The organism is Amycolatopsis sp. NPDC003865 (genome assembly GCF_053605345.1).
In genome coordinates this window covers 419,143-442,509 of record NZ_JBSGJA010000003.1, presented here as the reverse complement: position 1 = coordinate 442,509, position 23,367 = coordinate 419,143, and the positions used below count along the sequence as shown (strand labels likewise).

The window sequence follows — 23,367 nt, the reverse complement described above, 5'->3', positions numbered from 1 at the left end:
CAGCTCACAGCGTCCAGGCACACGGCCTCAGAGCTGCTCGGTCTCTGCGTAGTCCTGGCCATCGTCGTGGCCGTCCGAAATCCCGTCGGCGATGCCGCCGACACCCTCCGACCAGCCTTCACCGTCGTAGCTGGCGGCCGCCGCGGTCGGGTCGAACCCGGGCGGGCTGTCCTTCAGCGCGAGGCCGAGGCCGACGAGCTTGAGCTTGACCTCGTCGATCGACTTGGCGCCGAAGTTGCGGATGTCGAGCAGGTCCGCCTCGCTGCGCGAGACGAGCTCGCCCACCGTGTGGATGCCCTCGCGCTTGAGGCAGTTGTACGACCGGACGGTGAGGTCCAGGTCCTCGATCGGCATCGCGTAGGCGGCGATGGTGTCCGCCTCCTGCGGCGACGGGCCGATCTCGATGCCCTCGGCGTCGACGTTCAGCTCGCGGGCGAGACCGAACAGCTCCACCAGCGTCTTGCCAGCCGACGCGACCGCGTCGCGCGGCGTGATCGACGGCTTGGTCTCGACGTCCAGGATCAGCTTGTCGAAGTCGGTGCGCTGCTCGACACGGGTGGCCTCGACCTTGTAGGTCACCTTCAGCACCGGCGAGTAGATCGAGTCGACCGGGATCCGGCCGATCTCCGCGCCCGCCTGCTTGTTCTGCAGGGCCGGAACGTACCCGCGGCCGCGCTCGACGACGAGCTCGATCTCGAGCTTGCCCTTGCCGTTCAGCGACGCGATGTGCAGATCCGGGTTGTGCACGGTGACACCCGCCGGCGGCACGATGTCGGCCGCCGTGACCTCACCCGGGCCCTGCTTGCGCAGGTACATGGTGACCGGCTCGTCCTCTTCCGAGGACACCACGAGCTCCTTGAGGTTCAGGATGATGTCGGTGACGTCTTCCTTCACCCCCGGAACGGTGGTGAACTCGTGCAGCACGCCGTCGATGCGGATGCTCGTCACGGCCGCGCCCGGGATGGACGACAGCAGCGTGCGACGCAGCGAGTTGCCGAGCGTGTAGCCGAAGCCGGGCTCCAGCGGTTCGATGGTGAACCGGGAGCGGGTCTCGTTGACCGTCTCTTCGCCGAGAGCCGGCCGCTGGGAAATCAGCATTCCTTGTTTTCCTTTCCAGACGACGCCCGCCATATGACGTCGAAGGGATGGCGCGGCGGCGGCGCACTCCGGGCGCCGCCGCCCTGCGTCCGACGGTGCCGGACTACTTCGAGTAGAGCTCGACGATCAGCTGTTCCTGAACCGGAACATCGATCTGCGCACGCTCCGGGAGCTGGTGGACCAGCACGCGGAGGTTGGACTGGACGACCTGCAGCCACGCCGGGATCGGGCGGTCGCCGAAGGACTCCTTCGCCGCCACGAACGGCAGCATGCCCATGGACTTCGGCCGCACGTCGATGATGTCCCACTTGGTGACCTGGAACGACGGGACGTTCACCTTCTGGCCGTTGACCAGGAAGTGGCCGTGGCTCACCAGCTGGCGCGCCTGGCGGCGCGTGCGGGCGATGCCGGCGCGGTAGATCACGTTGTCCAGGCGGGACTCGAGGATCTGCAGCAGGTTCTCACCGGTCTTGCCGGGACGCCGGACGGCTTCCTTGTAGTACCGGACGAACTGACGCTCGAGAACGCCGTAGGTGTAGCGAGCCTTCTGCTTCTCCTGCGACTGCAGGAGGTACTCGGACTCCTTGATGCGCCCGCGGCCGTGCTGGCCCGGCGGGTAGGGGCGACGCTCGAAAGCCTGGTCGCCGCCGATGAGGTCAACCTTGAGGCGACGCGAAATACGCGTCGCGGGGCCGGTGTAACGAGCCATTTCTTCTTACTCCTCCCCGTTCCTCAGACCCGGCGCCGCTTGGGCGGGCGGCAGCCGTTGTGAGGCTGCGGGGTCACGTCCTGGATGGTGCCGACCTCGAGGCCGGCCGCCTGCAGCGAGCGGATCGCCGTCTCGCGGCCCGAACCCGGGCCCTTCACGAAGACGTCGACCTTCTTCATGCCGTGCTCGGCGGCCTTGCGGGCAGCGTTCTCGGCGGCCATCTGCGCGGCGAACGGGGTGGACTTGCGGGAGCCCTTGAAGCCCACGTGACCACTCGACGCCCACGCGATCACGGCACCGGTCGGGTCCGTGATCGAGACGATGGTGTTGTTGAAGGTGCTCTTGATGTGCGCGTGACCGTGCGCGACATTCTTCTTTTCCTTGCGGCGGACCTTCTTGGCCCCGGCCGCAGTACGAGACTTCGGTGGCATGTTCTGAGGGTTCTCCTGTTAGCGCGCGTTCTCTTGGTGAGCGGCGACCGCCTCGGCCTGGCCGCGCCGGATGATCGAACCGGCGTCGGTGTACAGGTTGCGGAGCGCCATCGGGCGGGCGTAGAGCGCCTTGGGCGAGACACAAGCCGAGCCGCGGCGGTGAACGCCACCCATCTGCACGACCTTCTTGCCCTGGACGCTCACTTCTTGCCAGCCTTCTTCTTGCCGGCGACCGTCTTCTTCGGACCCTTGCGGGTACGGGCGTTGGTCTTCGTGCGCTGACCACGGACGGGAAGTCCGCGGCGCCAGCGAAGGCCCTCGTAGCACCCGATCTCGATCTTCCGACGGATGTCGGCGTTCACCTCGCGGCGAAGGTCACCCTCGACCTTGAAGTTCTCTTCGATGTACGTACGCAGCTTGGCGAGGTCGTCATCGCTGAGGTCTTTGACGCGGGTGTCCGCGTTCAGCTCGGCAGCCTTGATGAGCTGCTTCGAGCGGGTACGGCCGATGCCGTAGATGTACGTAAGCGCGATCTCCAACCGCTTCTCGCGGGGGAGGTCTACGCCAGCGAGTCGTGCCATTGGCGCTGATGCTCCTTCATTGAATTCATCTTCAGGTCTGCTCCCCGTCCGGTTCCGGGACCGACTCGCCTGTCGTGCCCTCGGCTTGCGCCTCGGCTGTCCCAGCCCCGGCCTGAAGTCCGGGGGTGAACCGGTTCACTCACGTGAGCCGGCAGGTGCGGGGAGGTTGTGTAGCCGTCAATCCACTCTGCTCGAGTGCTTGGCGATCAGCCCTGCCGCTGCTTGTGCCGCAGGTTCTCGCAGATCACCATGATCCGGCCGTGACGGCGGATCACCTTGCACTTGTCGCAGATCTTCTTGACGCTCGGCTGGACCTTCACGTCTTCTGCTCTCCTGTTAGCCGCTCTTCGTGATCACTTGTAGCGGTAGACGATGCGACCACGAGAGAGGTCGTAGGGCGAAAGCTCCACGACAACCCTGTCCTCCGGCAGGATGCGGATGTAGTGCTGCCGCATCTTGCCGCTGATGTGAGCCAGGACCTTGTGACCGTTCTCCAACTCGACGCGGAACATCGCGTTGGGGAGCGGCTCGACTACGCGGCCTTCGACCTCGATGGCCCCGTCTTTCTTCGCCATGTCCTCCGCATTTCCCTGTCGGTATCGTCTGTCGCCACACCATGATCGACTCGAGCACTAGTGCTGGGTCGGGTGTTGCGTGGCACACTGGTGCCCGGCTCCCAAGACCGTGAATTCACGAGCGCGCAGGATCCGGGCGCGATAAGTGCGCCGACTTGACAGTGTACGCATGTCGTGTCGCGACCCCCAAACCGGGGGTGACCATGCTAAAGGCGTGTGCAGGTGGACGTGATGGCGATCACCACGAGTGGGTGAATGCCCAGGTCACGCGTCCTCGGGCGCCGTGAGCACCCAGGGGCCTTCTTCGGTGATGGCGACGGTGTGCTCCCAGTGCGCCGCGCGGGAGCCGTCGGCCGTGACGACCGTCCAGCCGTCGTCCAGCTCGCGGGTCTCGCCGCCACCGCCGGTCAGCATCGGCTCGATCGCCAGGGCCATGCCCGGCTTCAGCCGCGGGCCCTTGCCGGGCTTGCCGACGTTCGGCAGGAACGGGTCCATGTGCATCTGGCGGCCGATGCCGTGGCCGCCGTACTCGACGATCATCCCGTACTCGACGCCGTCGTCGCGGCCCGCGCGTTCGGCGGCCGACTGGACGGCGTAGGAGATGTCGGTCAACCGGCCGCCGGCGCTGACCGCCTCGATGCCGGCCCACATCGCCGCTTCGGTCGCCGCGGACAGCGCCAGGTCGGCGTCGGAGACGCTGCCGATGGCCAGCGTGACGGCGGAGTCGCCGTGCCAGCCGTCCAGGATCGCGCCGCAGTCCACCGAGATGATGTCGCCGTCGGCCAGCACCTGGGTCTTCGCCGGGATGCCGTGGACGATCTGCTCGTTCACCGACGCGCAGATCGACGCCGGGAAGCCGTGGTAGCCCTTGAACGAAGGCACCGCGCCGGCGTCCCGGATCGTCTGCTCGGCCAGCTCGTCGAGCTCGGCCGTGCTGACACCCGGTTTCGCGATGGCGCGGACCGCCGCGAGCGTGCGGGCGACGACGAGCCCCGCGGCCCGCATCGCCTGCAGCTCGTCCGGGGTCTTGACCTCGATCATGCGCCCACGGCGGAGCACTTGCAGAACACGCAATCCTCCGAGGTTCACGTGCGGTCGCGCAGCGCTTTCAGCACCCGGCCGGAGATCTCCTCGACGCTGCCGACGCCGTCGACAGTCACCAGGATGTCGGCGTAGTACTCCAGCAGCGGCGCGGTGTCCGACACGTAGATCTGCTGGCGGCGGCGGATGACCTCTTCGGTGTCGTCCGCGCGGCCGCGGGACATGAGCCGCCCGACGACGACGTCCTCGGGCACCTGCAGCTGGATCACGGCGTCGAGCGAGACGTCGGCGTCGCCCAGGATCTCCCCGAGCACCTCGGCCTGCTTGGTGTTGCGGGGGAAGCCGTCGAGCAGGAAGCCGGCCTTCGCGTCCGGCTCCGCCAGGCGCTCGCGGACCATTTCGTTGGTCACCGAGTCGGGCACGAGCTCACCGGAGTCCAGGTAGCGCTTGGCTTCCTGGCCCAGCGGGGTCTCCTGGCCGACGTGCGCGCGGAACAGCTCGCCCGTGGAGATGTGCGGGATGCGCAGCTGCTCCGACAGAGCCACCGCCTGCGTACCTTTGCCCGCGCCGGGCGGACCCACGAGAACCAGCCGCGTCACTTCAAGAACCCTTCGTAGTTGCGCTGCATCAGCTGGCTTTCGATCTGCTTGACGGTGTCGAGCCCGACACCGACCATGATCAGCACAGCCGTGCCACCGAACGGGAAGTTCTGGTTGTTCCCGCTACCGGTCACCGACAGGAAGAAGTTCGGAAGGATCGCGATGATGCCCAGGTACAGCGAACCGGGCAGGGTGATCCGGCCCAGGACGAAGCTCAGGTACTCGGCCGTCGGGCGGCCCGGGCGGATGCCCGGGATGAACCCGCCGAACTTCTTCATCTCTTCCGCACGCTCGTCCACGTTGAACGTGATCGTGATGTAGAAGTACGTGAAGAAGATGATCAGGCCGAAGTACAGCGCGATGTGCACCCAGCTGGACTGGTTCACGATGTAGTTCTTGATGAAGACCTGCCAGCCGGAGTTGCTGTTCTGGTCGCCGACGAGGCGGCTGATCAGGTCCGGCAGGTACAGCAGGGACGACGCGAAGATGACCGGGATGACGCCGGCCTGGTTCACCTTGATCGGCAGGTAGGTCGACGTGCCGCCGTACATCCGGCGGCCGATCATGCGCTTGGCGTACTGCACCGGGATCCGGCGCTGGCCCTGCTCGACGAAGATGACGCTCGCGATGATCACGAGCCCGAAGATGCAGATCATCGTCAGCGCGATGCCACCGCCGTTGGACAGGATGTTCCCGCCCTCGACCGGGATGCGCGCGGCGATGTTCAGGAAGATGAGGACGGACATGCCGTTGCCGACGCCGCGCTCGGTGATGAGCTCGCCCAGCCACATCATGACGGCGGTGCCCGCGGTCATGGTGATGACGATGATCGCCAGCGAGTAGACGCTGTTGTCCGGGATGATCGGCTGGTCGCAGTCGGGGAAGAGCTGCTTGCGGTCCGCGAGCGCGACCACGCCGGTGGCCTGCAGGATCGCCAGCGCGACCGTCAGGTACCGGGTGTACTGGGTCAGCTTGCCCTGGCCGGACTGGCCTTCCTTCTTCAGCTCCTCGAACCGCGGGATGACCACGGTGAGCAGCTGGATGATGATGCTCGCCGTGATGTACGGCATGATGCCGGTCGAGAAGAGCGACAGCTGCAGCAGCGCACCGCCGCTGAACAGGTTCAGCAGCTGGTAGACGCCTTCCTGCTGCGCCTGGGAGCTACAGGCCTGTACCGCCCCGTAGGAGATCCCGGGTGCCGGAATGGTCGCACCGATTCGGTAGACCGCGACGATGGCTAGCGTGAACAGGATCTTCTTGCGTAGATCCGGCGTCGCGAGAGCCGAGCGGAAGGCGCTGAACACGCGGGGGACCTCCTCGGCGTCGTCGGCCGTCCTCAACCGACGATCGGCTTGGCCGGCACGGGGGCCGGCGGGAACACACAGCACTACTGGCAGGCAAGCCAGGAACGCTTCGGGGCACACTCGTCCCGAAGCGTGTCGCCGACTCTAACAGCTTCACAGGGCGTGTCCGCAGTCCGTGTGCGTTTTCCGTACCAAGGTTGCTCCGGCGGGTTGATCCACATCGCCGTCTTGGCCGTATTCCTTGACAGATTGTGGATCAAGCGTTCGAGGTCGCGAGCACGCCGGCGAGGCCGACCAGGACCACTCCGGTCCCCCGGTCCACGTTGCGCCGGGCCCGCCGGGTCAGCTTGATCGACTTCAGGCCGGCGCCGGCGCCGACGTAGACCGAGCCGGCCAGGAACTCGGCGAGCAGGTAGACCGCGCCGAGCAGCGCAATCTGCGCCGAAAACGGGCCGTGACCTGCGTCGATGAACTGCGGGACGAACGCCGTGAAGATCAGGATCGCCTTGGGGTTGGTGATCGCGACGCCGAACTCCTTGCGCGTCACCCGCCAGGCGGAAGCCGGGTGCGTGTCCGGTTCGGGGACGTCCGTTTTGCCCCGGAAAGTCGACCACAGCAGGCGCACGCCGAGGTAGAGCAGGTAGGCGGCACCGGCCCACTTGATGATCGTCAAGGCCGTCTCGGAAGCGGCCAGCAGTTGCCCCAGCCCGGCCGCGACGGCAGTGATCAACAGGGTGAACGCGGCCAGCCGGCCGGCCAGCCCGGCGAGGCCGCGGCGGACACCGTGCGTCATCCCGTGGTGGAGGCCGAGCAGGTTGTTCGCGCCGGGCGTAAGCGCGATGAGGACGGACGCCCCGAAGAAGACCAGCAGCCACGACACGTCTTCACGGTAACCGCCGGGGTCAACCGGGTTCTTCGGGCGGGAGCACGGTGATGGCGACCCCGGTGGGCGGGGTCGGGGTGTCGGCGTAGGCGAGGGCGGGGTCGGCCCAGTTCCTGGACGGCAGCGCGGCGACGACCGCCGCGGCGGCGGCCACGGCGGTGGCCGCGATCAGCAGCCACATGCCGGCGGCGGTGGTGACCTCGAAGTCCAGGCCGTCGGCCATGGCGGACAACCCGGGCCCGTCCATCCCGATGGTGAGGACGACACCGCCGGTGAAGAAGGCCCCGGCGCCGATGAGCCACCGGCCGTGGCGAGGCCGCGCGAAGGCGGTGAAAGCGGCGACGACGAGCAGGATGACGGCGAGGAGGACGGGAATGCCGATCGGCGAGGCGGCCTGCTCGGCGGCTTCCTGACCGGGGACCTCGAGCCGGCTGCCCCAGGCGGTTTCGGTGACGGTGAGCTGGGTGTCGAAGGCCCCCCGCCGGACGCTGACGTGCTGCTGGAGGCGGAAGAGGGGCAGGAAGAGGCCACCGGTGGCCAGGAGGGCCGCCGCGACGGTGAGGGCCGGCGGGAGGAAGCGCAGGAGCCCGGGGGCGCGGGAGTGCGGGGTGGGCTCCGGCCGGGGTCCGGCTGCCGGGACGGGCGGCGGCGGCGATGCGGGGACGGTGCCGGGCAGCTGCGCGACCGGGAACGGCAGCGGCGTGGCGGGCGGAGGTGGGGCCGGAACGGGCGCCACCCCCGGCGAGGATGAAGCCGGGAAGGCGAGCGGATCAACCGGCGCGCTGCTCTCCGGCGCCGGCGCGGCTTCGGCCGGGAAGGCGAGCGGATCCACCGGCGCACCGGACTCCGGCGCGACTTCAGCCGGGAACGCAAGCGGATCCACCGGGGCGCCGACCTCCGGCGCCGTCTCGGGCGGGAACGCGAGCGGTGAACCGCCCGGTGGCGACCCCGCACCCGGTTCCACGCCCGCGACCTTCGGCGCCTCCACCGGGAAGCTCAGCGGCGACCCGGAAGGCTCGGGCGGCTCCTGCGACGCTCTGTCCACCCCTCCGATCCTCCGTCCGGACCCGCACCGCGGCAAGGAACCTGTCCGGTCAGTCGTCCTCGGGTGGGAGCACCGTGATCACCACGCCCGACGGCGGCGTCGGCGTGTCCGCGTACGCCGCCTCCGGATCCGCCCAGCGCGGGGTGCCCGAGTGGCTCAGCACAGCCGCTCCCGCGGCCACCGCCACCGCCACCAGCAGCACCCACGTGCCGGCCAGGGTCGTGGTCTCCGTCTGGACCCGGCCGTCCTCGCCGAGGCCGCGCAAGCCGTGTACCGCGACCGTGCACACCGCCCCGGCCAGGAACGCCGCGCCCACCAGCGTCGTCCGTCGCGCGGGCCGGCGCCGCACCACGGCGAGGACCGCCGCCGCCAGCAGGACCGCGGCCGCCAGCAGCAGCGGGGCGCCCAGTGGTGCCGAGGACGAGCTGATCTCGCCTTGCCCCGGGAACGAGTAGTCGATCCGCCAAGCCCGCAGCGTCGTCTGCGCGATCCCGGACGGTTCCAGCCCCACCCGCTGCTCCGTCCGGAAGAACGGCAGGAACGTCCCCACGACGGTCAACGCAGTCGCGCCCACGACGAGCACCGGCGCCACGAAAGCCCGCACGACAACCCCCTCGAAAACGCTGAAGGCCCGCCTGGCGAACCAGACGGGCCTTCGGCCTGAAACTCACTCAGTTGGTGGTGGCGGAGCCACCGGCCGCTTCGAGCTTCTCCTTGGCGGAGCCGGAGAACGCGTCGGCGGTGACGTTCAGCTTGACGCCGTTCACGTCGCCGTTGCCGAGGACCTTCACCAGCTTGCCCTTGCGAACCAGACCGCCCTTGACCAGCTCGTCGGCACCGATGGTGCCGCCGTCCGGGAAGACGCGGGCGATGTCGCCCACGTTCACCGGCTGGTACTCGGTGCGGAAGCGGTTCTTGAAGCCACGCAGCTTCGGCAGCCGCATGTGGATGGGCATCTGCCCACCCTCGAACCCGGCGGGCACGTTCTTCCGGGCCTTGGTGCCCTTCGTACCGCGACCGGCCGTCTTGCCCTTCGAACCCTCACCACGGCCCACGCGGATCTTGTCGCGCTTGGCGCCCGGAGCCGGACGCAGGTGGTGGATCTTGATGGCCGTCATGCCTGGACCTCCTCGACCTCCACCAGGTGGCGGACGGTGTGGATCAGGCCGCGCACCTGGGGGGTGTCTTCACGCACGACGCTCTGGCGGATCTTGCGCAGCCCGAGGGTGCGCAGCGACTCGCGGTGAGCGTGCTTCGTGCCGATCTTGCTCTTGACCTGGGTGACCTTGAGCTGAGCCATGTCAGACCCCCTGGCCCGCGCGCTGGCGCAGCATCCGGGCCGGCGCAACGTCCTCGAGCGGGAGACCGCGGCGGGCCGCGACCTCTTCGGGACGCTGCAAGCCCTTCAGGGCCGCCACGGTCGCGTGCACGATGTTGATCGCGTTGTCGGAGCCGAGCGACTTCGACAGCACGTCGTGGACGCCCGCGCACTCCAGCACCGCGCGCACCGGGCCACCGGCGATGACGCCGGTACCGGCGGACGCCGGACGGAGCAGCACGACACCGGCGGCCTCCTCACCCTGGATCGGGTGCGGGATGGTGCCGCCGACGCGGGGGACGCGGAAGAAGTTCTTCTTCGCTTCCTCGACGCCCTTGGCGATGGCCGCGGGAACTTCCTTGGCCTTGCCGTAGCCGACGCCGACCTGACCGTCGCCGTCGCCGACGACCACCAGGGCGGTGAAGCTGAAGCGACGACCACCCTTGACGACCTTGGCGACGCGGTTGATCGTCACGACCTTCTCGAGGTGCGGGGTCTTGTCCTGGGCCGCCCCGCCACGGCCGCTGTCGCGCCGGTCCCGGCGGTCGCGACGGTCACCGCGGTCGTTGCCGCCCTGCCCGCCGGGTCCACCCTGGCCGCCGCCGAATTGCCGTGTACGTCCCGGCATCAGGCTTTCCTTCCATTCACGAACTGCTGCATCGTCAGAACTCCAACCCCGCCTCACGGGCGGCGTCGGCGAGCGCGGCGATGCGGCCGTGGTAGGCGTTGCCGCCACGGTCGAACACCACGGCCGAGATCCCGGCGTTCTTGGCACGCGCGGCGACGAGCTCCCCGACCTTGGCGGCCTTGGCCTTCTTGTCGCCTTCGAGCGCCCGGACGTCCGCCTCGAGGGTGGACGCCGACGCCAGCGTGTGGCCGGCCAGGTCGTCGATGACCTGCACGGCGATGTGCCGCGAGGACCGCTTGACGACCAGGCGCGGACGCTGGTCCGTGCCCGAGACCTTCTTGCGGAGGCGGAAGTGCCGACGGGCCTTCGCGACGCGGCGGCGGGTCGAGATGTCCTTGCCCACCGGCTTGCGCTTCGTAGTCGTGTCGCTCATGATCACTTACCCGTCTTTCCGACCTTGCGGCGGATCTTCTCGCCCTCGTACCGCAGGCCCTTGCCCTTGTACGGGTCCGGGCGCCGCAGCCGGCGGATGACCGCCGAGATCTGGCCGACCTTCTGCTTGTCGATGCCGGAGACCGAGAACCGGGTCGGGCTCTCCACCTTGAAGGTGATGCCTTCCGGGGCCTCGATCTTCACCGGGTGCGAGTAGCCGAGGGCGAACTCGAGGTCCGAGCCCTTGGCCTGCACGCGGTAACCGACACCGTGGATCTCGAGCTTCTTCTCGTAGCCCGAGGTCACACCCACGACCAGGTTGTTCACCAGGGTGCGGGTGAGGCCGTGCAGAGCCTTGCTGGTGCGCTCGTCGTCCGGGCGCTTGACCAGCAGGGTGCCGTCGTCGTCGCGCTCGACCGTGATCGGCTCGGCGACGGTGTGCTCCAGGGTCCCCTTGGGGCCCTTGACGCTGATGTGCTGACCGTTGATGGTCACCTCGACCCCGGAGGGGACGGCGACCGGCAGCTTTCCGATGCGTGACATGTCTGTGCCCCCTTCCTTACCAGACGTAGGCGAGGACTTCGCCGCCCACGCTGTTGCGCTTGGCCTGCCGGTCCGTCTGCAGGCCACCGGACGTCGAGATGATCGCGATGCCCAGCCCGCCGAGAACGGACGGCAGTTCGGTCGATTTTGCGTAGACCCGCAGACCGGGCTTGGAGACGCGCCGCAGGCCGGCGATGCTCCGCTCACGGTTGGGGCCGTACTTGAGCTCGACGACCAGGTTCTTGTGCTTCTCGCCCGGCTCGTCGTGGTAACCCGCGATGTAGCCCTCGCGCTTGAGGATCTCGGCGATGTTCGCCTTGAGCTTCGAGTGCGGGAGCTTGACCTCGTCGTGGTACGCCGAGTTCGCGTTGCGCAGACGCGTCAAGAAGTCTGCGATGGGGTCGGTCATCGTCATGGTGACCTGTCAACCTTTCTCGCCCTGGTTCCCCGCCCGCCGGAGCGGGCGGGGCCTGTGGCGAAGTGGAGTTTTAGAAAAGAAGCTCTTACCAGCTGGACTTGCGGACGCCGGGCAGCTCGCCCGCGTGCGCCATCTCGCGAAGGCAGATCCGGCAGAGCCCGAACTTGCGGAACACGGCGTGCGGGCGGCCGCACCGCTGGCAGCGGGTGTAGGCGCGCACGGCGAACTTCGGCTTCTTCGCGGCCTTGTGGACCAGTGCTTTCTTGGCCATCGGCTCAGTTCTCCTTGAACGGGAAGCCGAGCTTGCGCAGCAGCGCCCGGCCCTCGTCGTCGTTCGTAGCGGTCGTGACGACGGTGACGTCCATGCCGCGCGGGCGGTCGATGGAGTCGGGGTCGATCTCGTGGAACATCGACTGCTCGTTGAGACCGAACGTGTAGTTGCCGTGGCCGTCGAACTGCTTCGGCGAAAGCCCGCGGAAGTCGCGGATACGCGGCAGCGCGATGGTCAGCAGCCGGTCGAGGAACTCCCACATGCGGTCGCCGCGCAGCGTGACGCGCGCGCCGATCGGCTGGCCCTCGCGCAGCTTGAACTGCGCGATGGACTTGCGGGCCTTGCGGACCTCGGGCTTCTGACCGGTGATCAGGGCGAGGTCCTTGACCGCGCCCTCGATCAGCTTGCTGTCACGGGCGGCGTCGCCGACACCCATGTTCACGACGACCTTCACCACGCCCGGGATCTGGTGGACGTTGGCGAAGGAGAACTCCGCCTGCAGCTGGCCCTTGATCTCGTCGCGGTAGCGCACCTTGAGGCGCGGCGCGACCTTCTCTGCGGTGGTCATCAGATGTCCTTACCGTTCCGGCGCGAGATCCGGACCTTCTTGCCGTCCTCGCCGATGCGGTAACCCACCCGGGACGGCTTGCCGTCCGAGTCGACGACCATCACGTTCGAGACGTGGATGGGCGCCTCCTGCGTGACGATGCCACCGGACTGCGCGCCGCGCTGGGTCTGGGTGATCCGCGTGTGCTTCTTGATCCGGTTCACGCCTTCGACCAGCACGCGGTCGCGCTCCGGGTAAGCCTGGATGACCTTGCCCTTGGCGCCCTTGTCCTTGCCGGCGATGACGACGACCGTGTCGCCCTTCTTCACCTTCATCACAGCACCTCCGGCGCGAGCGAAATGATCTTCATGAACTTTCGGTCGCGCAGCTCGCGGCCCACCGGGCCGAAGATGCGGGTGCCCCGGGGCTCGTTGTCGTTCTTGATGAGCACGGCGGCGTTCTCGTCGAACCGGATGTAGGAACCGTCCGGACGACGACGCTCCTTGACCGTGCGGACGATGACGGCCTTGACGACGTCGCCCTTCTTCACCCCGGCGGCCGGGATGGCGTCCTTCACGGTGGCGACGATGATGTCGCCGATGCCGGCGTAGCGCCGCCCGGAACCACCGAGAACGCGGATGCAGAGGATTTCCTTCGCACCCGTGTTGTCGGCTACCCGAAGCCGCGACTCCTGCTGGATCACGTCAACTCCTGTATGTCGCGCCGGTTCTCGCCCGCTTGTGAGATTTCACGTTGGCGAGCCTTGCGGAACTAAGAACTCCGAAGAGCCCTGCTTACTTGGCCTTCTCCACGATCTGCACCAGGCGCCACCGCTTCGTCGCCGACAGCGGGCGGGTCTCCATCAGGGTGACCCGGTCGCCCACGCCAGCCTCGTTGTTCTCGTCGTGCACCTTCACCTTGGAGGTGGTGCGGACGACCTTCGAGTAGCGGGGGTGCTTCTTGCGGTCCTCGAGCTCGACCACGATCGTCTTGTTCATCTTGTCCGAGACGACGTAGCCCTCGCGGACCTTGCGGTCGTTCCGGGCCGGCGTCTCGGTGGTGGGCTCGCTCATGCGGCACCTTCACTCTCGGCGTCGGGGGCAACGGACAGGCCGAGTTCGCGCTCGCGCATGACCGTGTAGATCCGCGCGATGTCCGTGCGGACGGTGCGCAGACGGCGGTTGTTGTCGAGCTGCCCGGTCGCCATCTGGAAGCGGAGGTTGAAGAGCTCCTCCTTGTATTCCTTCAGACGCAGGACGAGCTCTTCCGCGGTGAGCTCACGCAGCTCCGATGCCAGGGCACCTGCCTTCGCCATCAGAACTCACCACCTTCACGGGTCACGATGCGGCACTTCATGGGCAGCTTGTGGATCGCGCGGCGCAGCGCCTCGCGGGCCGTCTCCTCGTTCGGGAACGAGATCTCGAACATCACGCGGCCCGGCTTCACGTTGGCGATCCACCACTCGGGCGAACCCTTACCGGAACCCATCCGGGTTTCGGCCGGCTTCTTGGTCAGCGGGCGGTCCGGGTAGATGGTCGTCCACACCTTGCCACCACGCTTGATGTGACGGGTCATGGCGATACGAGCGGACTCGATCTGCCGGTTCGTCACGTAGCTGTGCTCAAGCGCCTGGATGCCGTACTCGCCGAAGCTGACCTTCGTGCCACCCTTGGCGGCGCCGTGGCGCTTCGGGGAGTGCTGCTTCCGGTGCTTGACCCTGCGCGGGATGAGCACGTCTCAGCCCTCCGTCTTTTCTGCGGTCTCGGTGGCCGGAGCCGCCGGGGCCTCGGTCGTGGCGGCAGCGGCCGCGCGACCGGCTTCGGTCGAGGTGGCGGTCGTGCCCGACGCGCCGGAACGACGCGGGCGGGACGGCCGGTCGCTGCGGTCGCGACCACTGCGCGGCGCACGCTCGGCGGCGTCGCGAGCCTCGCGGGCCTTCAGGCCACCGACGAGCTCACCCTTGTAGATCCACACCTTGACGCCGATGCGACCGAACGTCGTCTTGGCCTCGAAGAAGCCGTAGTCGATGTCGGCGCGCAGCGTGTGCAGCGGGACGCGGCCATCGCGGTAGTGCTCGGAACGGGACATCTCGGCACCGCCGAGACGACCGCCGCACTGCACGCGGATGCCCTTGACCTGCGGCGAGCGCATGGAGGTCTGGATCGCCTTCCGCATCGCGCGGCGGAACGCCACGCGGTTGGAGAGCTGCTCCGCGACCGCCTGGGCGACCAGCTGGGCGTCGGCCTCGGGGTTCTTGACCTCGAGGATGTTCAGCTGGACCTGCTTCTTGGTCAGCTTCTCCAGCGCGCCGCGGATCCGGTCGGCCTCCGCACCGCGGCGGCCGATGACGATGCCCGGCCGGGCGGTGTGGATGTCGACGCGGACGCGGTCACGCGTGCGCTCGATCTCGACCTTGGAGATGCCCGCGCGCTCCATGCCGGTGGCGAGGAGCTTGCGGATCTTGACGTCCTCGGCCACGTACTCGGCGTACTGCTTGTCGGCGTACCAGCGCGACTTCCAGTCCGTGGTGATACCCAGGCGGAAACCGTGCGGGTTGATCTTCTGGCCCACTACCGGCCACCTGCCTTCTTCTTGCTCTGAGCCTTCTGCGCGACGGCCGGACGCGACTCCACCTCGACGGTGATGTGGCTGGTCCGCTTGCGGATCCGGTACGCGCGGCCCTGGGCCCGCGGGCGGATGCGCTTGAGGGTGGGGCCCTCGTCGGCGTACGCGTTCTTGACCCAGAGCGTCTCCGGGTCCAGCTGAAGGTTGTTCTCGGCGTTGGCCACGGCGCTGGCGAGCACCTTCGCGACCGGCTCGCTGGCCGCCTGCGGGGCGAACCGGAGCACGGCCAAGGCGTCGGCGGCGCTACGTCCCTTGATGAGCTCGATCACCCGGCGCACCTTGGTCGGCGAGTCCCGGACGAAGCGAGCCCGCGCGTAAGCCGTAGGCAAGGCCTCGACCGTCGCGTCGTTCTGGGCGTTCATCGCTACTTCCCTTGTCTTTTCTCGTGCCCGCTCAGCGGCGGCGCGACTTGCGGTCGTCCTTGATGTGGCCCTTGAAGGTCCGCGTCGGGGCGAACTCGCCCAGCTTGTGACCCACCATGGCCTCGGTGACGAACACCGGGACGTGCTTGCGGCCGTCGTGCACGGCGATCGTGTGACCCAGGAAGTCCGGGATGATCGTCGAGCGGCGCGACCAGGTCTTGATGACCGTCTTCTTGCCCGATTCGTTCAGCGCGTCCACCTTCTTGAGCAGGTGGTCGTCCACGAACGGGCCCTTCTTAAGGCTGCGTGGCATGTGCTTCTACCTCCCTGCTCAGCGCTTCTTGCCGGTACGCCGGCGGCGGACGATGAGGGCGTCGCTCGGCTTGCGCCGGCGCGTACGGCCCTCGGGCTTACCGTTCGGGTTGACCGGGTGGCGACCACCGGAGGTCTTGCCCTCACCACCACCGTGCGGGTGGTCGACCGGGTTCATGACGACACCGCGGACCGTGGGGCGCTTGCCGCGCCAGCGGTTGCGGCCGGCCTTGCCCCAGTTGATGTTGGCGTGCTCGGAGTTGCCGACCTCGCCGACCGTGGCGCGGTTGCGCACGTCCACGTTGCGGATCTCGCCCGAGGGGAGACGCAGCTGGGCGTACGGACCGTCCTTGGCGACGAGCTGCACCTTCGCGCCCGCGGACCGCGCCATCTTCGCGCCGCCGCCGGGGCGGAGCTCGATCGCGTGGATCACGGTGCCGACCGGGATGTTGCGCAGCGGCAGGTTGTTGCCCGGCTTGATGTCGGCCCGGGGGCCGTTCTCGACGGTGTCGCCCTGCTTCAGCTTCTCCGGCGCGATGATGTAGCGCTTCTCGCCGTCGGCGTAGTGCAGCAGCGCGATGCGAGCGGACCGGTTGGGGTCGTACTCGATGTGCGCGACCTTGGCGGGGATGCCGTCCTTGTCATTGCGACGGAAGTCGATGACGCGGTAGGCGCGCTTGTGGCCGCCACCCTTGTGCCGGGTGGTGATCTTGCCGGACGAGTTGCGACCGCCCGAACCGCTCAGCGGACGAAGCAGCGACTTCTCCGGGGTGGAGCGGGTGATCTCGGCGAAGTCCGAGACGCTCGAACCGCGACGACCCGGGGTCGTCGGCTTGTACTTGCGGATGCCCATTGTCAGCTCAGTCCTTTACGCGGTGGGTCCGCCGAAGATCTCGATCGCCTTGCTCTCGGGCGAAAGAGTCACGATGGCGCGCTTGGTGTCCTTGCGCTTGCCGAAGCCCGCGCGAGTCCGCTTCCGCTTGCCCTGGCGGTTGGCCGTGTTGACGCTGACCACCTTGACGCCGAACACCTTCTCGACCGCGATCTTGATCTGGGTCTTGTTGGCGTCCGGGCGGACGATGAACGTGTACTTGTGGTCCTCGAGCAGCCCGTAGGACTTCTCGGAGATGACCGGCGCGAGCAGGATGTCGCGGGGGTCCGGAATGGCGACCGAACTCACTTCTCGTCACTCCCTTCCGTGACCTCGCCCGACCGCGCGGAGGCCTTGGCCTTGCCGCGGGCGGGGCCGGCGACGAACACGTCGTACGCGGCCTTGGTGAACACGACGTCGTCGTTGACCAGGACGTCGTAGGTGTTGAGCTGGTCGGCCCAGAGGAGGTGCACCTCGGGCAGGTTCCGCAGGGAAACCCAGCTCAGCTCGTCGGCCCGGTCCAGCACCACGAGCACGCGCTTCGCGGCCGTGACGGCGGCGAGGACGGTCTTGGCGGCCTTGGTCGACGGCTTCTCACCGGTCACCAGCTCGGTGACGACGTGCAGCTGGCCGGCGCGCGCCCGGTCGGAGAGGGCGCCACGCAGAGCGGCGGCCTTCATCTTCTTCGGGGTGCGCTGCGAGTAGTCACGCGGCGTGGGGCCGTGGACGACGCCACCGCCGGCGAACTGCGGCGCGCGGGTCGAACCCTGGCGGGCACGGCCGGTGCCCTTCTGCCGGTACGGCTTCTTGCCGCCACCGGAGACCTCACCACGGGTCTTCGTGTCGTGCGTGCCCTGGCGCGCGGCGGCCTGCTGGGCCACCACCACCTGGTGCATCAGCGCGACATTGGCCTGCACGTCGAAGATCTCCGCGGGGAGATCGACCGTGCCGTCGGCTTTACCGGCCGGGGTCTTCAGCTCGACGCTTGTCATTCGGAGTTACCACCCTTCGCGGCGCTGCGCACGAACAGCAGGCCGCCCTTGGGACCGGGCACGGCGCCCTTGATCAGCAGCAGGCCGTCCTCGGCACGCACGGCGTGCACGGTCAGGTTCTGCGTGGTGACCCGGTCGTTGCCCATCCGGCCCGCCATGCGCAGGCCCTTGAAGACGCGGCCGGGGGTGGCGCAGCCACCGATCGAACCCGGCTTGCGGTGCACGGCCTGGGCACCGTGGCTCGCGCCCTGGCCCTTGAAGCCGTGGCGCTTCATGACACCCGCGTAGCCCTTGCCCTTGCTGGTACCGGTCACGTCGACCTCGGTGCCGGCGGCGAACACCTCGAGGGTGATCTCCTGGCCGACCTCGTAGGTCTCGGCGTCGGTGGTGCGCAGCTCGGCGAGGTACCGGCGCGGCGTCACGCCCGCCTTGTCGTAGTGGCCGGTGCGCGGCTTGTTCACCTTGCGCGGGTCGACCGCGCCGAACGCCAGCTGCACGGCCTTGTAGCCGTCCTTCTCCTGGGTCCGAACCTGGGTGACCACGTTCGGACCGGCCTTCACGACGGTGACCGGGACAACCCGGTTCTGCTCGTCGAAGACCTGGGTCATGCCGAGCTTGGTGCCCAGGATGCCCTTCATCTGCCTGTCAGACATGAGTCTCTTATCTCCGCCGCTCGCCCAACGCTTACTGGATGTTGACGTCGACGCTCGCCGGCAGGTCGATGCGCATGAGCGCGTCGACCGTCTTCGGCGTCGGGTCGAGGATGTCGATCAGACGCTTGTGCGTGCGCATCTCGAAGTGCTCGCGCGAGTCCTTGTACTTGTGCGGCGAGCGGATGACGCAGTAAACGTTCTTCTCGGTGGGCAGCGGCACCGGCCCGACGACCCGGGCGCCGGTGCGCGTGACCGTCTCCACGATCTTGCGCGCCGAGGTGTCGATCGCCTCGTGGTCGTAGGCCTTGAGCCGGATGCGGATCTTCTGTCCCGCCATGGTGGCTGCTCGTTCCTTGTCGTCTCGTGCCGCTATCTCACAAACCCCGCCGGGTGTTTCCACCCTGAGCCTGGGTTTCCGCAGTTCAACGGCCCTGTCCCCGGTCCACGCGGTCGGGCGTGTCGCGCCCGACGCACAGACGGATCCCGCGGGATCGTCGTCTTGCCTGGTCTTCCTCAACGTGAGGAGGCTATGAGCCGGCTGACCGTCTCACTGCCTTTGCCCGCTCGCCTGCAACCCGAAGGAAGAGCTCGGCGGACCGTGGCCACTCGCACCAGGGCGGCCGGACCCCAAAGGAGTCGGCCGCCCCAGGACGAGCAACCTGAATAGTGTCGCACACGTGATTTGACGCCCCTGACCCGGGGGTGTATTACCCCCGGGCGGGGCGCCGAATCACTTGATGATCTTGGTGACCTGACCCGCACCGACGGTGCGGCCGCCCTCGCGGATCGCGAAGCGCAGGTTCTCGTCCATGGCGACCGGCTGGATCAGCTGCACCGAGATGTCGGTGTTGTCGCCCGGCATGACCATCTCGGTGCCCTCGGGGAGGGTCACGACGCCGGTCACGTCGGTGGTGCGGAAGTAGAACTGCGGGCGGTAGTTGTTGAAGAACGGGGTGTGACGGCCACCCTCGTCCTTCGACAGGATGTAGACCCGGCCCTCGAAGTCGGTGTGCGGGGTGGTGGTACCCGGCTTCACGACGACCTGGCCGCGCTCGACGTCCTCGCGCTTGATGCCGCGGAGCAGGAGGCCGACGTTGTCGCCCGCCTGGCCCGAGTCGAGCAGCTTGCGGAACATCTCGACACCGGTGACAGTCGTCTTCTGCGACTTCTCCTTGATGCCGACGATCTCGACCTCTTCGTTCACGTTGACCACGCCACGCTCGACGCGGCCGGTGACGACGGTGCCGCGACCGGTGATGGTGAAGACGTCCTCGATCGGCATGAGGAACGGCTTGTCGAGCTCACGCACCGGGTCCGGCACGTTGTCGTCGACGGCGGTCATCAGCTCGAGGACGGCCTCGGCCCACTTCTCGTCGCCCTCGAGGGCCTTCAGGCCCGAGACGCGCACGACCGGGGCGTCGTCGCCCGGGAACTCCTGCGAGGACAGCAGCTCGCGGACCTCCAGCTCGACGAGCTCGAGGATCTCCTCGTCGTCGACCATGTCGGCCTTGTTCAGCGCGACCACGATGTAGGGCACGCCGACCTGACGGGCGAGCAGCACGTGCTCACGGGTCTGCGGCATCGGGCCGTCGGTGGCGGCCACGACCAGGATCGCGCCGTCCATCTGGGCGGCACCGGTGATCATGTTCTTGATGTAGTCCGCGTGACCCGGGGCGTCGACGTGCGCGTAGTGACGCTTCTCGGTCTGGTACTCGACGTGCGAGATGTTGATCGTGATACCGCGCTGGCGCTCTTCGGGCGCGTTGTCGATCTGGTCGAACGCACGCGACTCGTTGAGCTCGGGGTACTTGTCGTGCAGAACCTTGGTGATCGCCGCGGTCAGCGTGGTCTTGCCGTGGTCGACGTGACCGATGGTCCCGATGTTGACGTGCGGCTTGCTCCGCTCGAACTTCGCCTTCGCCACTGGAATGTCCTCCTGGACTGGTTTCGCTTTGTGCTCGGAGGGCAGCGTGGCTGCTGCCCTCCGAATGTTCCTTCGTCGGTGCTAGCGGACGTTCAGGAGAGTCCCTTAATGCCCGCGCGCGGTGGGGGGTGTTACTCCCCCGTCGCCTTCGCGATGATTTCCTTCGCGACGTTCGCGGGAACCTCGGCGTAGGAGTCGAACACCATGGAGTAGTTCGCCCGGCCCTGCGTGCGGGACCGGAGGTCACCGACGTAGCCGAACATCTCCGACAGCGGGACCAGCGCCTTCACGACGCGGGTGCCCGACCGCTCCTCCATGGCCTGGATCTGACCACGGCGGGAGTTGAGGTCACCGATGACGTCACCCATGTAGTCCTCGGGCGTGGTCACCTCGACCGCCATCATCGGCTCCAGGATCACCGGGCCGGCCTTCTTCGCGGCTTCCTTCATCGCCATGGAACCGGCGATCTTGAACGCCATCTCCGAAGAGTCGACCTCGTGGTAAGCACCGTCCAACAGGGTGAACTTCAACCCGACGAGCGGGTAGCCGGCCAGGACGCCGTACTGCATCGCGTCCTGCGCGCCCGCGTCGACCGACGGGATGTACTCCCGCGGCACGCGACCACCGGTCACCTTGTTGTCGAACTCGTAGAGCGCGCCGTCGGTGCGCTCGAGCGGCTCCAGCTTCACGATGACCTTCGCGAACTGGCCGGAACCACCGGTCTGCTTCTTGTGGACGTAGTCGAGCTTGTCGACCGTCTTCTTGATCGTCTCGCGGTAGGCGACCTGCGGCTTGCCGATGTTCGCCTCGACCTTGTAGTCGGACTTCATGCGGTTCACCAGCACCTCGAGGTGCAGCTCGCCCATGCCCGCGATGATCGTCTGGCCGGTGTCCTCGTCCAGCTTGACCTGGAACGTCGGGTCCTCTTCGGCCAGCTTCTGGATCGCCAGGGACAGCTTCTCCTGGTCGGCCTTCGTCTTCGGCTCGATCGCGACCCGGATGACCGGCTCGGGGAACGTCATCGACTCCAGCACGATCGGGTTCTGCGGGTCCGCCAGGGTGTCACCCGTGGTGGTGTCCTTGAGCCCGATGACCGCGTAGATGTGGCCGACCTGGGCGTCGTCGACCGGGTTCTCCTTGTTGGAGTGCATCTGGAAGATCTTCCCGATGCGCTCCTTGCGCTCCTTGGTCGCGTTGATGACCTGCGCGCCGGAGGCGACCTTGCCCGAGTACACCCGGATGTAGGTCAGCTTGCCGAAGAACGGGTGCGCCGCGATCTTGAACGCGAGAGCCGCGAACGGCTCGTCGACCGAGGCCTTCCGGGTCGCCGGGGTCTCACCGTCGGGGAGCAGGCCCTCGACGGCCGGGACGTCCAGCGGCGACGGCAGGTAGTCGATCACCGCGTCGAGCATGGGCTGCACGCCCTTGTTCTTGAACGCGGAGCCGGCCAGGACCGGGAACGCCGAGCGGGTGATGACGATCTTGCGGATGCCCGCCTTGATCTCCGCCTCGGTCAGCTCCTCGCCCTCGAGGAACTTCTCCATCAGGGCGTCGTCGGTCTCGGCGACGGTCTCGACCAGCTTCTCGCGGTACTCCGCGGCACGGTCGGCCAGGTCGGCCGGGATGTCCTCGACGGTGTAGTCCTCGCCCTTCTGGACCTCGCCGCGCCAGACCAGGGCCTTCATGCGGACCAGGTCGACGACGCCTTCGAAGTCGTTCTCGGCGCCGATCGGCAGCTGGATGGCCAGCGGCTTGACGCCCAGGCGCTCCTCGATGGTGCGCAGGGTGTAGTAGAAGTCCGCACCCAGCTTGTCCATCTTGTTGACGAAGCAGATGCGCGGGACGTCGTACTTGTCCGCCTGCCGCCAGACCTGCTCGGACTGCGGCTCGACGCCCTCCTTGCCGTCGAAGACGGCGACCGCGCCGTCGAGCACCCGCAGGTTGCGCTCCACCTCGACGGTGAAGTCGACGTGCCCGGGGGTGTCGATCAGGTTGATCTGGTGGTCGTCCCAGAAGGTGGTGGTGGCAGCCGAGGTGATGGTGATACCCCGCTTCTGCTCCTCCTCCATCCAGTCCATGGTGGCGGCGCCGTCGTGGACTTCACCGATCTTGTAGTTGACCCCGGTGTAGAACAGGATCCGCTCGGTGGTGGTGGTCTTGCCGGCGTCGATGTGCGCCATGATGCCGATGTTGCGGACCTTGTTGAGGTCGGTCAGCACTTCACGTGCCACGAGAATGTTCCCCTGTCTCAAGCGTGGGGCCCGGCATGGCTTGCATCTGATGCCGGGCGGAAATCACCAGCGGTAGTGCGCGAAGGCCCGGTTGGACTCGGCCATCTTGTGCGTGTCTTCGCGACGCTTCACGGAGGCACCGAGGCCGTTGGAAGCGTCCAGCAGTTCGTTCTGCAGGCGCTCGATCATCGTCTTCTCGCGGCGGGCCTGCGAGAAGGAGACCAGCCAGCGCAGCGCCAGCGTGGTGGAGCGGCCCGGCTTGACCTCGATCGGCACCTGGTAGGTGGCGCCACCGACGCGGCGGCTCTTCACCTCGATGGTGGGCTTCACGTTGTCGAGGGCGCGCTTCAGCGTGACGACCGGGTCGGTGCCCGTCTTCTCGCGAGCGCCTTCGAGCGCGCCGTACACGATGCGCTCGGCCAGGGACCGCTTCCCGTCCTTCAGCACCTTGTTCACCAGCTGGGTGACCAGCGGGGAGGCGTAGACGGGGTCGGAGATCAGCGGCCGCTTCGGGGCCGGACCCTTGCGGGGCATTAGCTCTTCTCCTTCTTCGCGCCGTACCGGCTGCGCGCCTGCTTGCGGTTCTTGACACCCTGCGTGTCGAGCGAACCGCGGATGATCTTGTAACGGACACCCGGAAGGTCCTTCACACGACCACCACGCACGAGCACCATCGAGTGCTCCTGCAGGTTGTGGCCCTCACCGGGGATGTAGGCGGTGACCTCGATGCCGCTGGTCAGCTTCACACGCGCGACCTTGCGCAGCGCCGAGTTCGGCTTCTTGGGGGTCGTGGTGTACACGCGGGTGCACACGCCACGCCGCTGCGGGCTCCCCTTGAGGGCCGCGGTCTTCTGCTTGGCAGCCTTGTCCTGGCGGCCCTTGCGGACCAGCTGCTGGATCGTGGGCAATGGACCAGCTTCCTGTCGTGATCTGCTTCTTCGTGTCTTCACCGGCCCCCGCGGTCGGGCGTGTCG

The 23,367-nt window shown here is 67.8% G+C and carries 38 protein-coding genes; all 38 read right to left on the bottom strand.

Annotated features, from left to right (window positions below; genetic code table 11):
* Window positions 1-27: 27 nt before the first annotated feature.
* The 38 genes from ACWEVP_RS10835 to rpsL all read right to left on the bottom strand — a co-directional run bounded on the left by ACWEVP_RS10835 (window position 28) and on the right by rpsL (window position 23,301).
* Window positions 28-1,098 (bottom strand): DNA-directed RNA polymerase subunit alpha, encoded by a 1,071-nt coding sequence (locus tag ACWEVP_RS10835; protein ID WP_004558887.1) that lies wholly within the window; start codon window positions 1,096-1,098, stop codon window positions 28-30.
* 103 nt (window positions 1,099-1,201) lie between these two features.
* Window positions 1,202-1,807 carry a 30S ribosomal protein S4 gene (gene rpsD / locus ACWEVP_RS10830; RefSeq protein ID WP_043781959.1) on the bottom strand — a complete coding sequence of 202 codons (606 nt, stop codon included), beginning with the start codon at window positions 1,805-1,807 and terminating at the stop codon, window positions 1,202-1,204.
* Window positions 1,808-1,830: 23 nt separating this feature from the next.
* Window positions 1,831-2,238 carry a 30S ribosomal protein S11 gene (rpsK, locus tag ACWEVP_RS10825; RefSeq protein ID WP_004558885.1) on the bottom strand — a complete coding sequence of 136 codons (408 nt, stop codon included), beginning with the start codon at window positions 2,236-2,238 and terminating at the stop codon, window positions 1,831-1,833.
* Window positions 2,239-2,256: 18 nt separating this feature from the next.
* On the bottom strand, window positions 2,257-2,442 hold the full coding sequence (locus ACWEVP_RS10820; protein WP_004558884.1) for a hypothetical protein: 186 nt from the start codon (window positions 2,440-2,442) through the stop codon (window positions 2,257-2,259).
* On the bottom strand, window positions 2,439-2,819 hold the full coding sequence (gene rpsM, locus ACWEVP_RS10815; protein WP_004558883.1) for a 30S ribosomal protein S13: 381 nt from the start codon (window positions 2,817-2,819) through the stop codon (window positions 2,439-2,441). The genes ACWEVP_RS10820 and rpsM overlap by 4 nt, the downstream gene beginning before the upstream one ends.
* 206 nt (window positions 2,820-3,025) lie before the next feature.
* Window positions 3,026-3,139, bottom strand: a complete 114-nt coding sequence (gene rpmJ, locus ACWEVP_RS10810; protein ID WP_004558882.1) for a 50S ribosomal protein L36 — start codon at window positions 3,137-3,139, stop codon at window positions 3,026-3,028.
* 33 nt (window positions 3,140-3,172) lie between these two features.
* The gene (infA, locus tag ACWEVP_RS10805; protein WP_004558881.1) at window positions 3,173-3,394 is read right to left on the bottom strand and encodes a translation initiation factor IF-1; all 222 of its coding nucleotides are present in this window, start codon (window positions 3,392-3,394) and stop codon (window positions 3,173-3,175) included.
* Window positions 3,395-3,658: 264 nt separating this feature from the next.
* Window positions 3,659-4,435, bottom strand: a complete 777-nt coding sequence (gene map, locus ACWEVP_RS10800; RefSeq protein WP_452062343.1) for a type I methionyl aminopeptidase — start codon at window positions 4,433-4,435, stop codon at window positions 3,659-3,661.
* 44 nt (window positions 4,436-4,479) lie between these two features.
* Window positions 4,480-5,034, bottom strand: a complete 555-nt coding sequence (locus tag ACWEVP_RS10795) for an adenylate kinase (RefSeq protein WP_086681357.1) — start codon at window positions 5,032-5,034, stop codon at window positions 4,480-4,482.
* Complete coding sequence (gene secY / locus ACWEVP_RS10790; protein ID WP_364462560.1) at window positions 5,031-6,338, bottom strand: preprotein translocase subunit SecY; 1,308 nt, start codon at window positions 6,336-6,338, stop codon at window positions 5,031-5,033. Before secY ends, ACWEVP_RS10795 begins: the two co-directional genes overlap by 4 nt.
* A 256-nt stretch (window positions 6,339-6,594) precedes the next feature.
* Window positions 6,595-7,218 (bottom strand): LysE family translocator, encoded by a 624-nt coding sequence (locus ACWEVP_RS10785; protein ID WP_452062342.1) that lies wholly within the window; start codon window positions 7,216-7,218, stop codon window positions 6,595-6,597.
* Between the two features lie 22 nt (window positions 7,219-7,240).
* Complete coding sequence (locus tag ACWEVP_RS10780; RefSeq protein ID WP_452062341.1) at window positions 7,241-8,266, bottom strand: hypothetical protein; 1,026 nt, start codon at window positions 8,264-8,266, stop codon at window positions 7,241-7,243.
* A 49-nt stretch (window positions 8,267-8,315) separates the two neighbouring features.
* On the bottom strand, window positions 8,316-8,870 hold the full coding sequence (locus ACWEVP_RS10775; RefSeq protein ID WP_452062340.1) for a hypothetical protein: 555 nt from the start codon (window positions 8,868-8,870) through the stop codon (window positions 8,316-8,318).
* Between the two features lie 67 nt (window positions 8,871-8,937).
* Entirely contained in the window at window positions 8,938-9,384 is a 447-nt protein-coding gene (gene rplO / locus ACWEVP_RS10770) for a 50S ribosomal protein L15 (RefSeq protein WP_452062339.1), read from the bottom strand.
* Window positions 9,381-9,566 carry a 50S ribosomal protein L30 gene (rpmD, locus tag ACWEVP_RS10765; protein ID WP_004558875.1) on the bottom strand — a complete coding sequence of 62 codons (186 nt, stop codon included), beginning with the start codon at window positions 9,564-9,566 and terminating at the stop codon, window positions 9,381-9,383. Before rpmD ends, rplO begins: the two co-directional genes overlap by 4 nt.
* 1 nt (window position 9,567) lies before the next feature.
* Window positions 9,568-10,212 (bottom strand): 30S ribosomal protein S5, encoded by a 645-nt coding sequence (rpsE, locus tag ACWEVP_RS10760; RefSeq protein ID WP_004558874.1) that lies wholly within the window; start codon window positions 10,210-10,212, stop codon window positions 9,568-9,570.
* 34 nt (window positions 10,213-10,246) lie between these two features.
* The gene (rplR, locus tag ACWEVP_RS10755) at window positions 10,247-10,645 is read right to left on the bottom strand and encodes a 50S ribosomal protein L18 (protein WP_348954110.1); all 399 of its coding nucleotides are present in this window, start codon (window positions 10,643-10,645) and stop codon (window positions 10,247-10,249) included.
* A gap of 2 nt (window positions 10,646-10,647) precedes the next feature.
* Window positions 10,648-11,187, bottom strand: coding sequence for a 50S ribosomal protein L6 (gene rplF / locus ACWEVP_RS10750; RefSeq protein ID WP_364462188.1), 540 nt, complete (start codon window positions 11,185-11,187; stop codon window positions 10,648-10,650).
* A 16-nt stretch (window positions 11,188-11,203) separates the two neighbouring features.
* On the bottom strand, window positions 11,204-11,602 hold the full coding sequence (rpsH, locus tag ACWEVP_RS10745; protein ID WP_004558871.1) for a 30S ribosomal protein S8: 399 nt from the start codon (window positions 11,600-11,602) through the stop codon (window positions 11,204-11,206).
* 88 nt (window positions 11,603-11,690) lie between these two features.
* A complete protein-coding gene (locus ACWEVP_RS10740) occupies window positions 11,691-11,876 on the bottom strand; it encodes a type Z 30S ribosomal protein S14 (protein WP_004558870.1) in 186 nt (61 codons plus the stop codon).
* Between the two features lie 4 nt (window positions 11,877-11,880).
* Window positions 11,881-12,444, bottom strand: a complete 564-nt coding sequence (gene rplE, locus ACWEVP_RS10735) for a 50S ribosomal protein L5 (protein ID WP_125306115.1) — start codon at window positions 12,442-12,444, stop codon at window positions 11,881-11,883.
* On the bottom strand, window positions 12,444-12,758 hold the full coding sequence (gene rplX / locus ACWEVP_RS10730) for a 50S ribosomal protein L24 (RefSeq protein ID WP_086675498.1): 315 nt from the start codon (window positions 12,756-12,758) through the stop codon (window positions 12,444-12,446). Before rplX ends, rplE begins: the two co-directional genes overlap by 1 nt.
* A complete protein-coding gene (rplN, locus tag ACWEVP_RS10725) occupies window positions 12,758-13,126 on the bottom strand; it encodes a 50S ribosomal protein L14 (protein WP_004558867.1) in 369 nt (122 codons plus the stop codon). Before rplN ends, rplX begins: the two co-directional genes overlap by 1 nt.
* A gap of 91 nt (window positions 13,127-13,217) precedes the next feature.
* Window positions 13,218-13,496, bottom strand: coding sequence for a 30S ribosomal protein S17 (gene rpsQ, locus ACWEVP_RS10720; RefSeq protein WP_285456195.1), 279 nt, complete (start codon window positions 13,494-13,496; stop codon window positions 13,218-13,220).
* Window positions 13,493-13,738: a 50S ribosomal protein L29 gene (gene rpmC, locus ACWEVP_RS10715; protein WP_125306113.1), complete on the bottom strand. Its 246-nt coding sequence runs from the start codon at window positions 13,736-13,738 to the stop codon at window positions 13,493-13,495. Before rpmC ends, rpsQ begins: the two co-directional genes overlap by 4 nt.
* Window positions 13,738-14,157 carry a 50S ribosomal protein L16 gene (gene rplP, locus ACWEVP_RS10710; protein WP_004558864.1) on the bottom strand — a complete coding sequence of 140 codons (420 nt, stop codon included), beginning with the start codon at window positions 14,155-14,157 and terminating at the stop codon, window positions 13,738-13,740. Before rplP ends, rpmC begins: the two co-directional genes overlap by 1 nt.
* A 3-nt stretch (window positions 14,158-14,160) precedes the next feature.
* Window positions 14,161-14,994, bottom strand: coding sequence for a 30S ribosomal protein S3 (gene rpsC, locus ACWEVP_RS10705; RefSeq protein WP_452062338.1), 834 nt, complete (start codon window positions 14,992-14,994; stop codon window positions 14,161-14,163).
* Complete coding sequence (gene rplV, locus ACWEVP_RS10700) at window positions 14,994-15,410, bottom strand: 50S ribosomal protein L22 (protein WP_125306112.1); 417 nt, start codon at window positions 15,408-15,410, stop codon at window positions 14,994-14,996. Before rplV ends, rpsC begins: the two co-directional genes overlap by 1 nt.
* 31 nt (window positions 15,411-15,441) lie before the next feature.
* Window positions 15,442-15,723, bottom strand: coding sequence for a 30S ribosomal protein S19 (gene rpsS, locus ACWEVP_RS10695; RefSeq protein ID WP_003102083.1), 282 nt, complete (start codon window positions 15,721-15,723; stop codon window positions 15,442-15,444).
* An 18-nt stretch (window positions 15,724-15,741) separates the two neighbouring features.
* A complete protein-coding gene (gene rplB / locus ACWEVP_RS10690; protein ID WP_257921854.1) occupies window positions 15,742-16,575 on the bottom strand; it encodes a 50S ribosomal protein L2 in 834 nt (277 codons plus the stop codon).
* 15 nt (window positions 16,576-16,590) lie between these two features.
* Window positions 16,591-16,902: a 50S ribosomal protein L23 gene (gene rplW, locus ACWEVP_RS10685; protein ID WP_003102087.1), complete on the bottom strand. Its 312-nt coding sequence runs from the start codon at window positions 16,900-16,902 to the stop codon at window positions 16,591-16,593.
* Complete coding sequence (gene rplD / locus ACWEVP_RS10680) at window positions 16,899-17,585, bottom strand: 50S ribosomal protein L4 (RefSeq protein ID WP_452062337.1); 687 nt, start codon at window positions 17,583-17,585, stop codon at window positions 16,899-16,901. Before rplD ends, rplW begins: the two co-directional genes overlap by 4 nt.
* Window positions 17,582-18,238 carry a 50S ribosomal protein L3 gene (rplC, locus tag ACWEVP_RS10675; RefSeq protein WP_452062336.1) on the bottom strand — a complete coding sequence of 219 codons (657 nt, stop codon included), beginning with the start codon at window positions 18,236-18,238 and terminating at the stop codon, window positions 17,582-17,584. Before rplC ends, rplD begins: the two co-directional genes overlap by 4 nt.
* Window positions 18,239-18,269: 31 nt before the next feature.
* Complete coding sequence (gene rpsJ, locus ACWEVP_RS10670; RefSeq protein WP_003102098.1) at window positions 18,270-18,575, bottom strand: 30S ribosomal protein S10; 306 nt, start codon at window positions 18,573-18,575, stop codon at window positions 18,270-18,272.
* A 393-nt stretch (window positions 18,576-18,968) separates the two neighbouring features.
* Entirely contained in the window at window positions 18,969-20,162 is a 1,194-nt protein-coding gene (tuf, locus tag ACWEVP_RS10665) for an elongation factor Tu (protein WP_364462174.1), read from the bottom strand.
* Window positions 20,163-20,293: 131 nt separating this feature from the next.
* Window positions 20,294-22,393 (bottom strand): elongation factor G, encoded by a 2,100-nt coding sequence (fusA, locus tag ACWEVP_RS10660; RefSeq protein WP_452062335.1) that lies wholly within the window; start codon window positions 22,391-22,393, stop codon window positions 20,294-20,296.
* A gap of 63 nt (window positions 22,394-22,456) precedes the next feature.
* A complete protein-coding gene (gene rpsG, locus ACWEVP_RS10655) occupies window positions 22,457-22,927 on the bottom strand; it encodes a 30S ribosomal protein S7 (RefSeq protein WP_003102106.1) in 471 nt (156 codons plus the stop codon).
* Window positions 22,927-23,301, bottom strand: coding sequence for a 30S ribosomal protein S12 (gene rpsL, locus ACWEVP_RS10650; protein ID WP_003102113.1), 375 nt, complete (start codon window positions 23,299-23,301; stop codon window positions 22,927-22,929). The genes rpsG and rpsL overlap by 1 nt, the downstream gene beginning before the upstream one ends.
* Window positions 23,302-23,367: the final 66 nt, after the last annotated feature.

Bases quoted from the DNA above. Each gene is read 5' to 3' on its own strand.
- rpsG (WP_003102106.1), bottom strand. From the start codon at position 22,927: ATGCCCCGCAAGGGTCCGGCCCCGAAGCGGCCGCTGATCTCCGACCCC.
- rpmD (WP_004558875.1), bottom strand. From the start codon at position 9,566: ATGGCTCAGCTCAAGGTCACCCAGGTCAAGAGCAAGATCGGCACGAAG.
- rpsK (WP_004558885.1), bottom strand. From the start codon at position 2,238: ATGCCACCGAAGTCTCGTACTGCGGCCGGGGCCAAGAAGGTCCGCCGC.
- rpsE (WP_004558874.1), bottom strand. From the start codon at position 10,212: ATGCCGGGACGTACACGGCAATTCGGCGGCGGCCAGGGTGGACCCGGC.
- rpsQ (WP_285456195.1), bottom strand. From the start codon at position 13,496: ATGAGCGAGCCCACCACCGAGACGCCGGCCCGGAACGACCGCAAGGTC.
- rplF (WP_364462188.1), bottom strand. From the start codon at position 11,187: ATGTCACGCATCGGAAAGCTGCCGGTCGCCGTCCCCTCCGGGGTCGAG.
- rpsH (WP_004558871.1), bottom strand. From the start codon at position 11,602: ATGACGATGACCGACCCCATCGCAGACTTCTTGACGCGTCTGCGCAAC.
- rplV (WP_125306112.1), bottom strand. From the start codon at position 15,410: ATGAACGCCCAGAACGACGCGACGGTCGAGGCCTTGCCTACGGCTTAC.
- ACWEVP_RS10835 (WP_004558887.1), bottom strand. From the start codon at position 1,098: ATGCTGATTTCCCAGCGGCCGGCTCTCGGCGAAGAGACGGTCAACGAG.
- rpmC (WP_125306113.1), bottom strand. From the start codon at position 13,738: ATGGCGAAGGCAGGTGCCCTGGCATCGGAGCTGCGTGAGCTCACCGCG.
- rplO (WP_452062339.1), bottom strand. From the start codon at position 9,384: ATGACGGCCATCAAGATCCACCACCTGCGTCCGGCTCCGGGCGCCAAG.
- rplD (WP_452062337.1), bottom strand. From the start codon at position 17,585: ATGACAAGCGTCGAGCTGAAGACCCCGGCCGGTAAAGCCGACGGCACG.
- infA (WP_004558881.1), bottom strand. From the start codon at position 3,394: ATGGCGAAGAAAGACGGGGCCATCGAGGTCGAAGGCCGCGTAGTCGAG.
- map (WP_452062343.1), bottom strand. From the start codon at position 4,435: ATGATCGAGGTCAAGACCCCGGACGAGCTGCAGGCGATGCGGGCCGCG.
- rpsD (WP_043781959.1), bottom strand. From the start codon at position 1,807: ATGGCTCGTTACACCGGCCCCGCGACGCGTATTTCGCGTCGCCTCAAG.
- rpsM (WP_004558883.1), bottom strand. From the start codon at position 2,819: ATGGCACGACTCGCTGGCGTAGACCTCCCCCGCGAGAAGCGGTTGGAG.
- rplB (WP_257921854.1), bottom strand. From the start codon at position 16,575: ATGGGCATCCGCAAGTACAAGCCGACGACCCCGGGTCGTCGCGGTTCG.
- rpsS (WP_003102083.1), bottom strand. From the start codon at position 15,723: ATGCCACGCAGCCTTAAGAAGGGCCCGTTCGTGGACGACCACCTGCTC.
- rplE (WP_125306115.1), bottom strand. From the start codon at position 12,444: ATGACCACCGCAGAGAAGGTCGCGCCGCGCCTCAAGGTGCGCTACCGC.
- rplX (WP_086675498.1), bottom strand. From the start codon at position 12,758: ATGAAGGTGAAGAAGGGCGACACGGTCGTCGTCATCGCCGGCAAGGAC.
- rpsJ (WP_003102098.1), bottom strand. From the start codon at position 18,575: ATGGCGGGACAGAAGATCCGCATCCGGCTCAAGGCCTACGACCACGAG.
- rplC (WP_452062336.1), bottom strand. From the start codon at position 18,238: ATGTCTGACAGGCAGATGAAGGGCATCCTGGGCACCAAGCTCGGCATG.
- ACWEVP_RS10740 (WP_004558870.1), bottom strand. From the start codon at position 11,876: ATGGCCAAGAAAGCACTGGTCCACAAGGCCGCGAAGAAGCCGAAGTTC.
- rplR (WP_348954110.1), bottom strand. From the start codon at position 10,645: ATGAGCGACACGACTACGAAGCGCAAGCCGGTGGGCAAGGACATCTCG.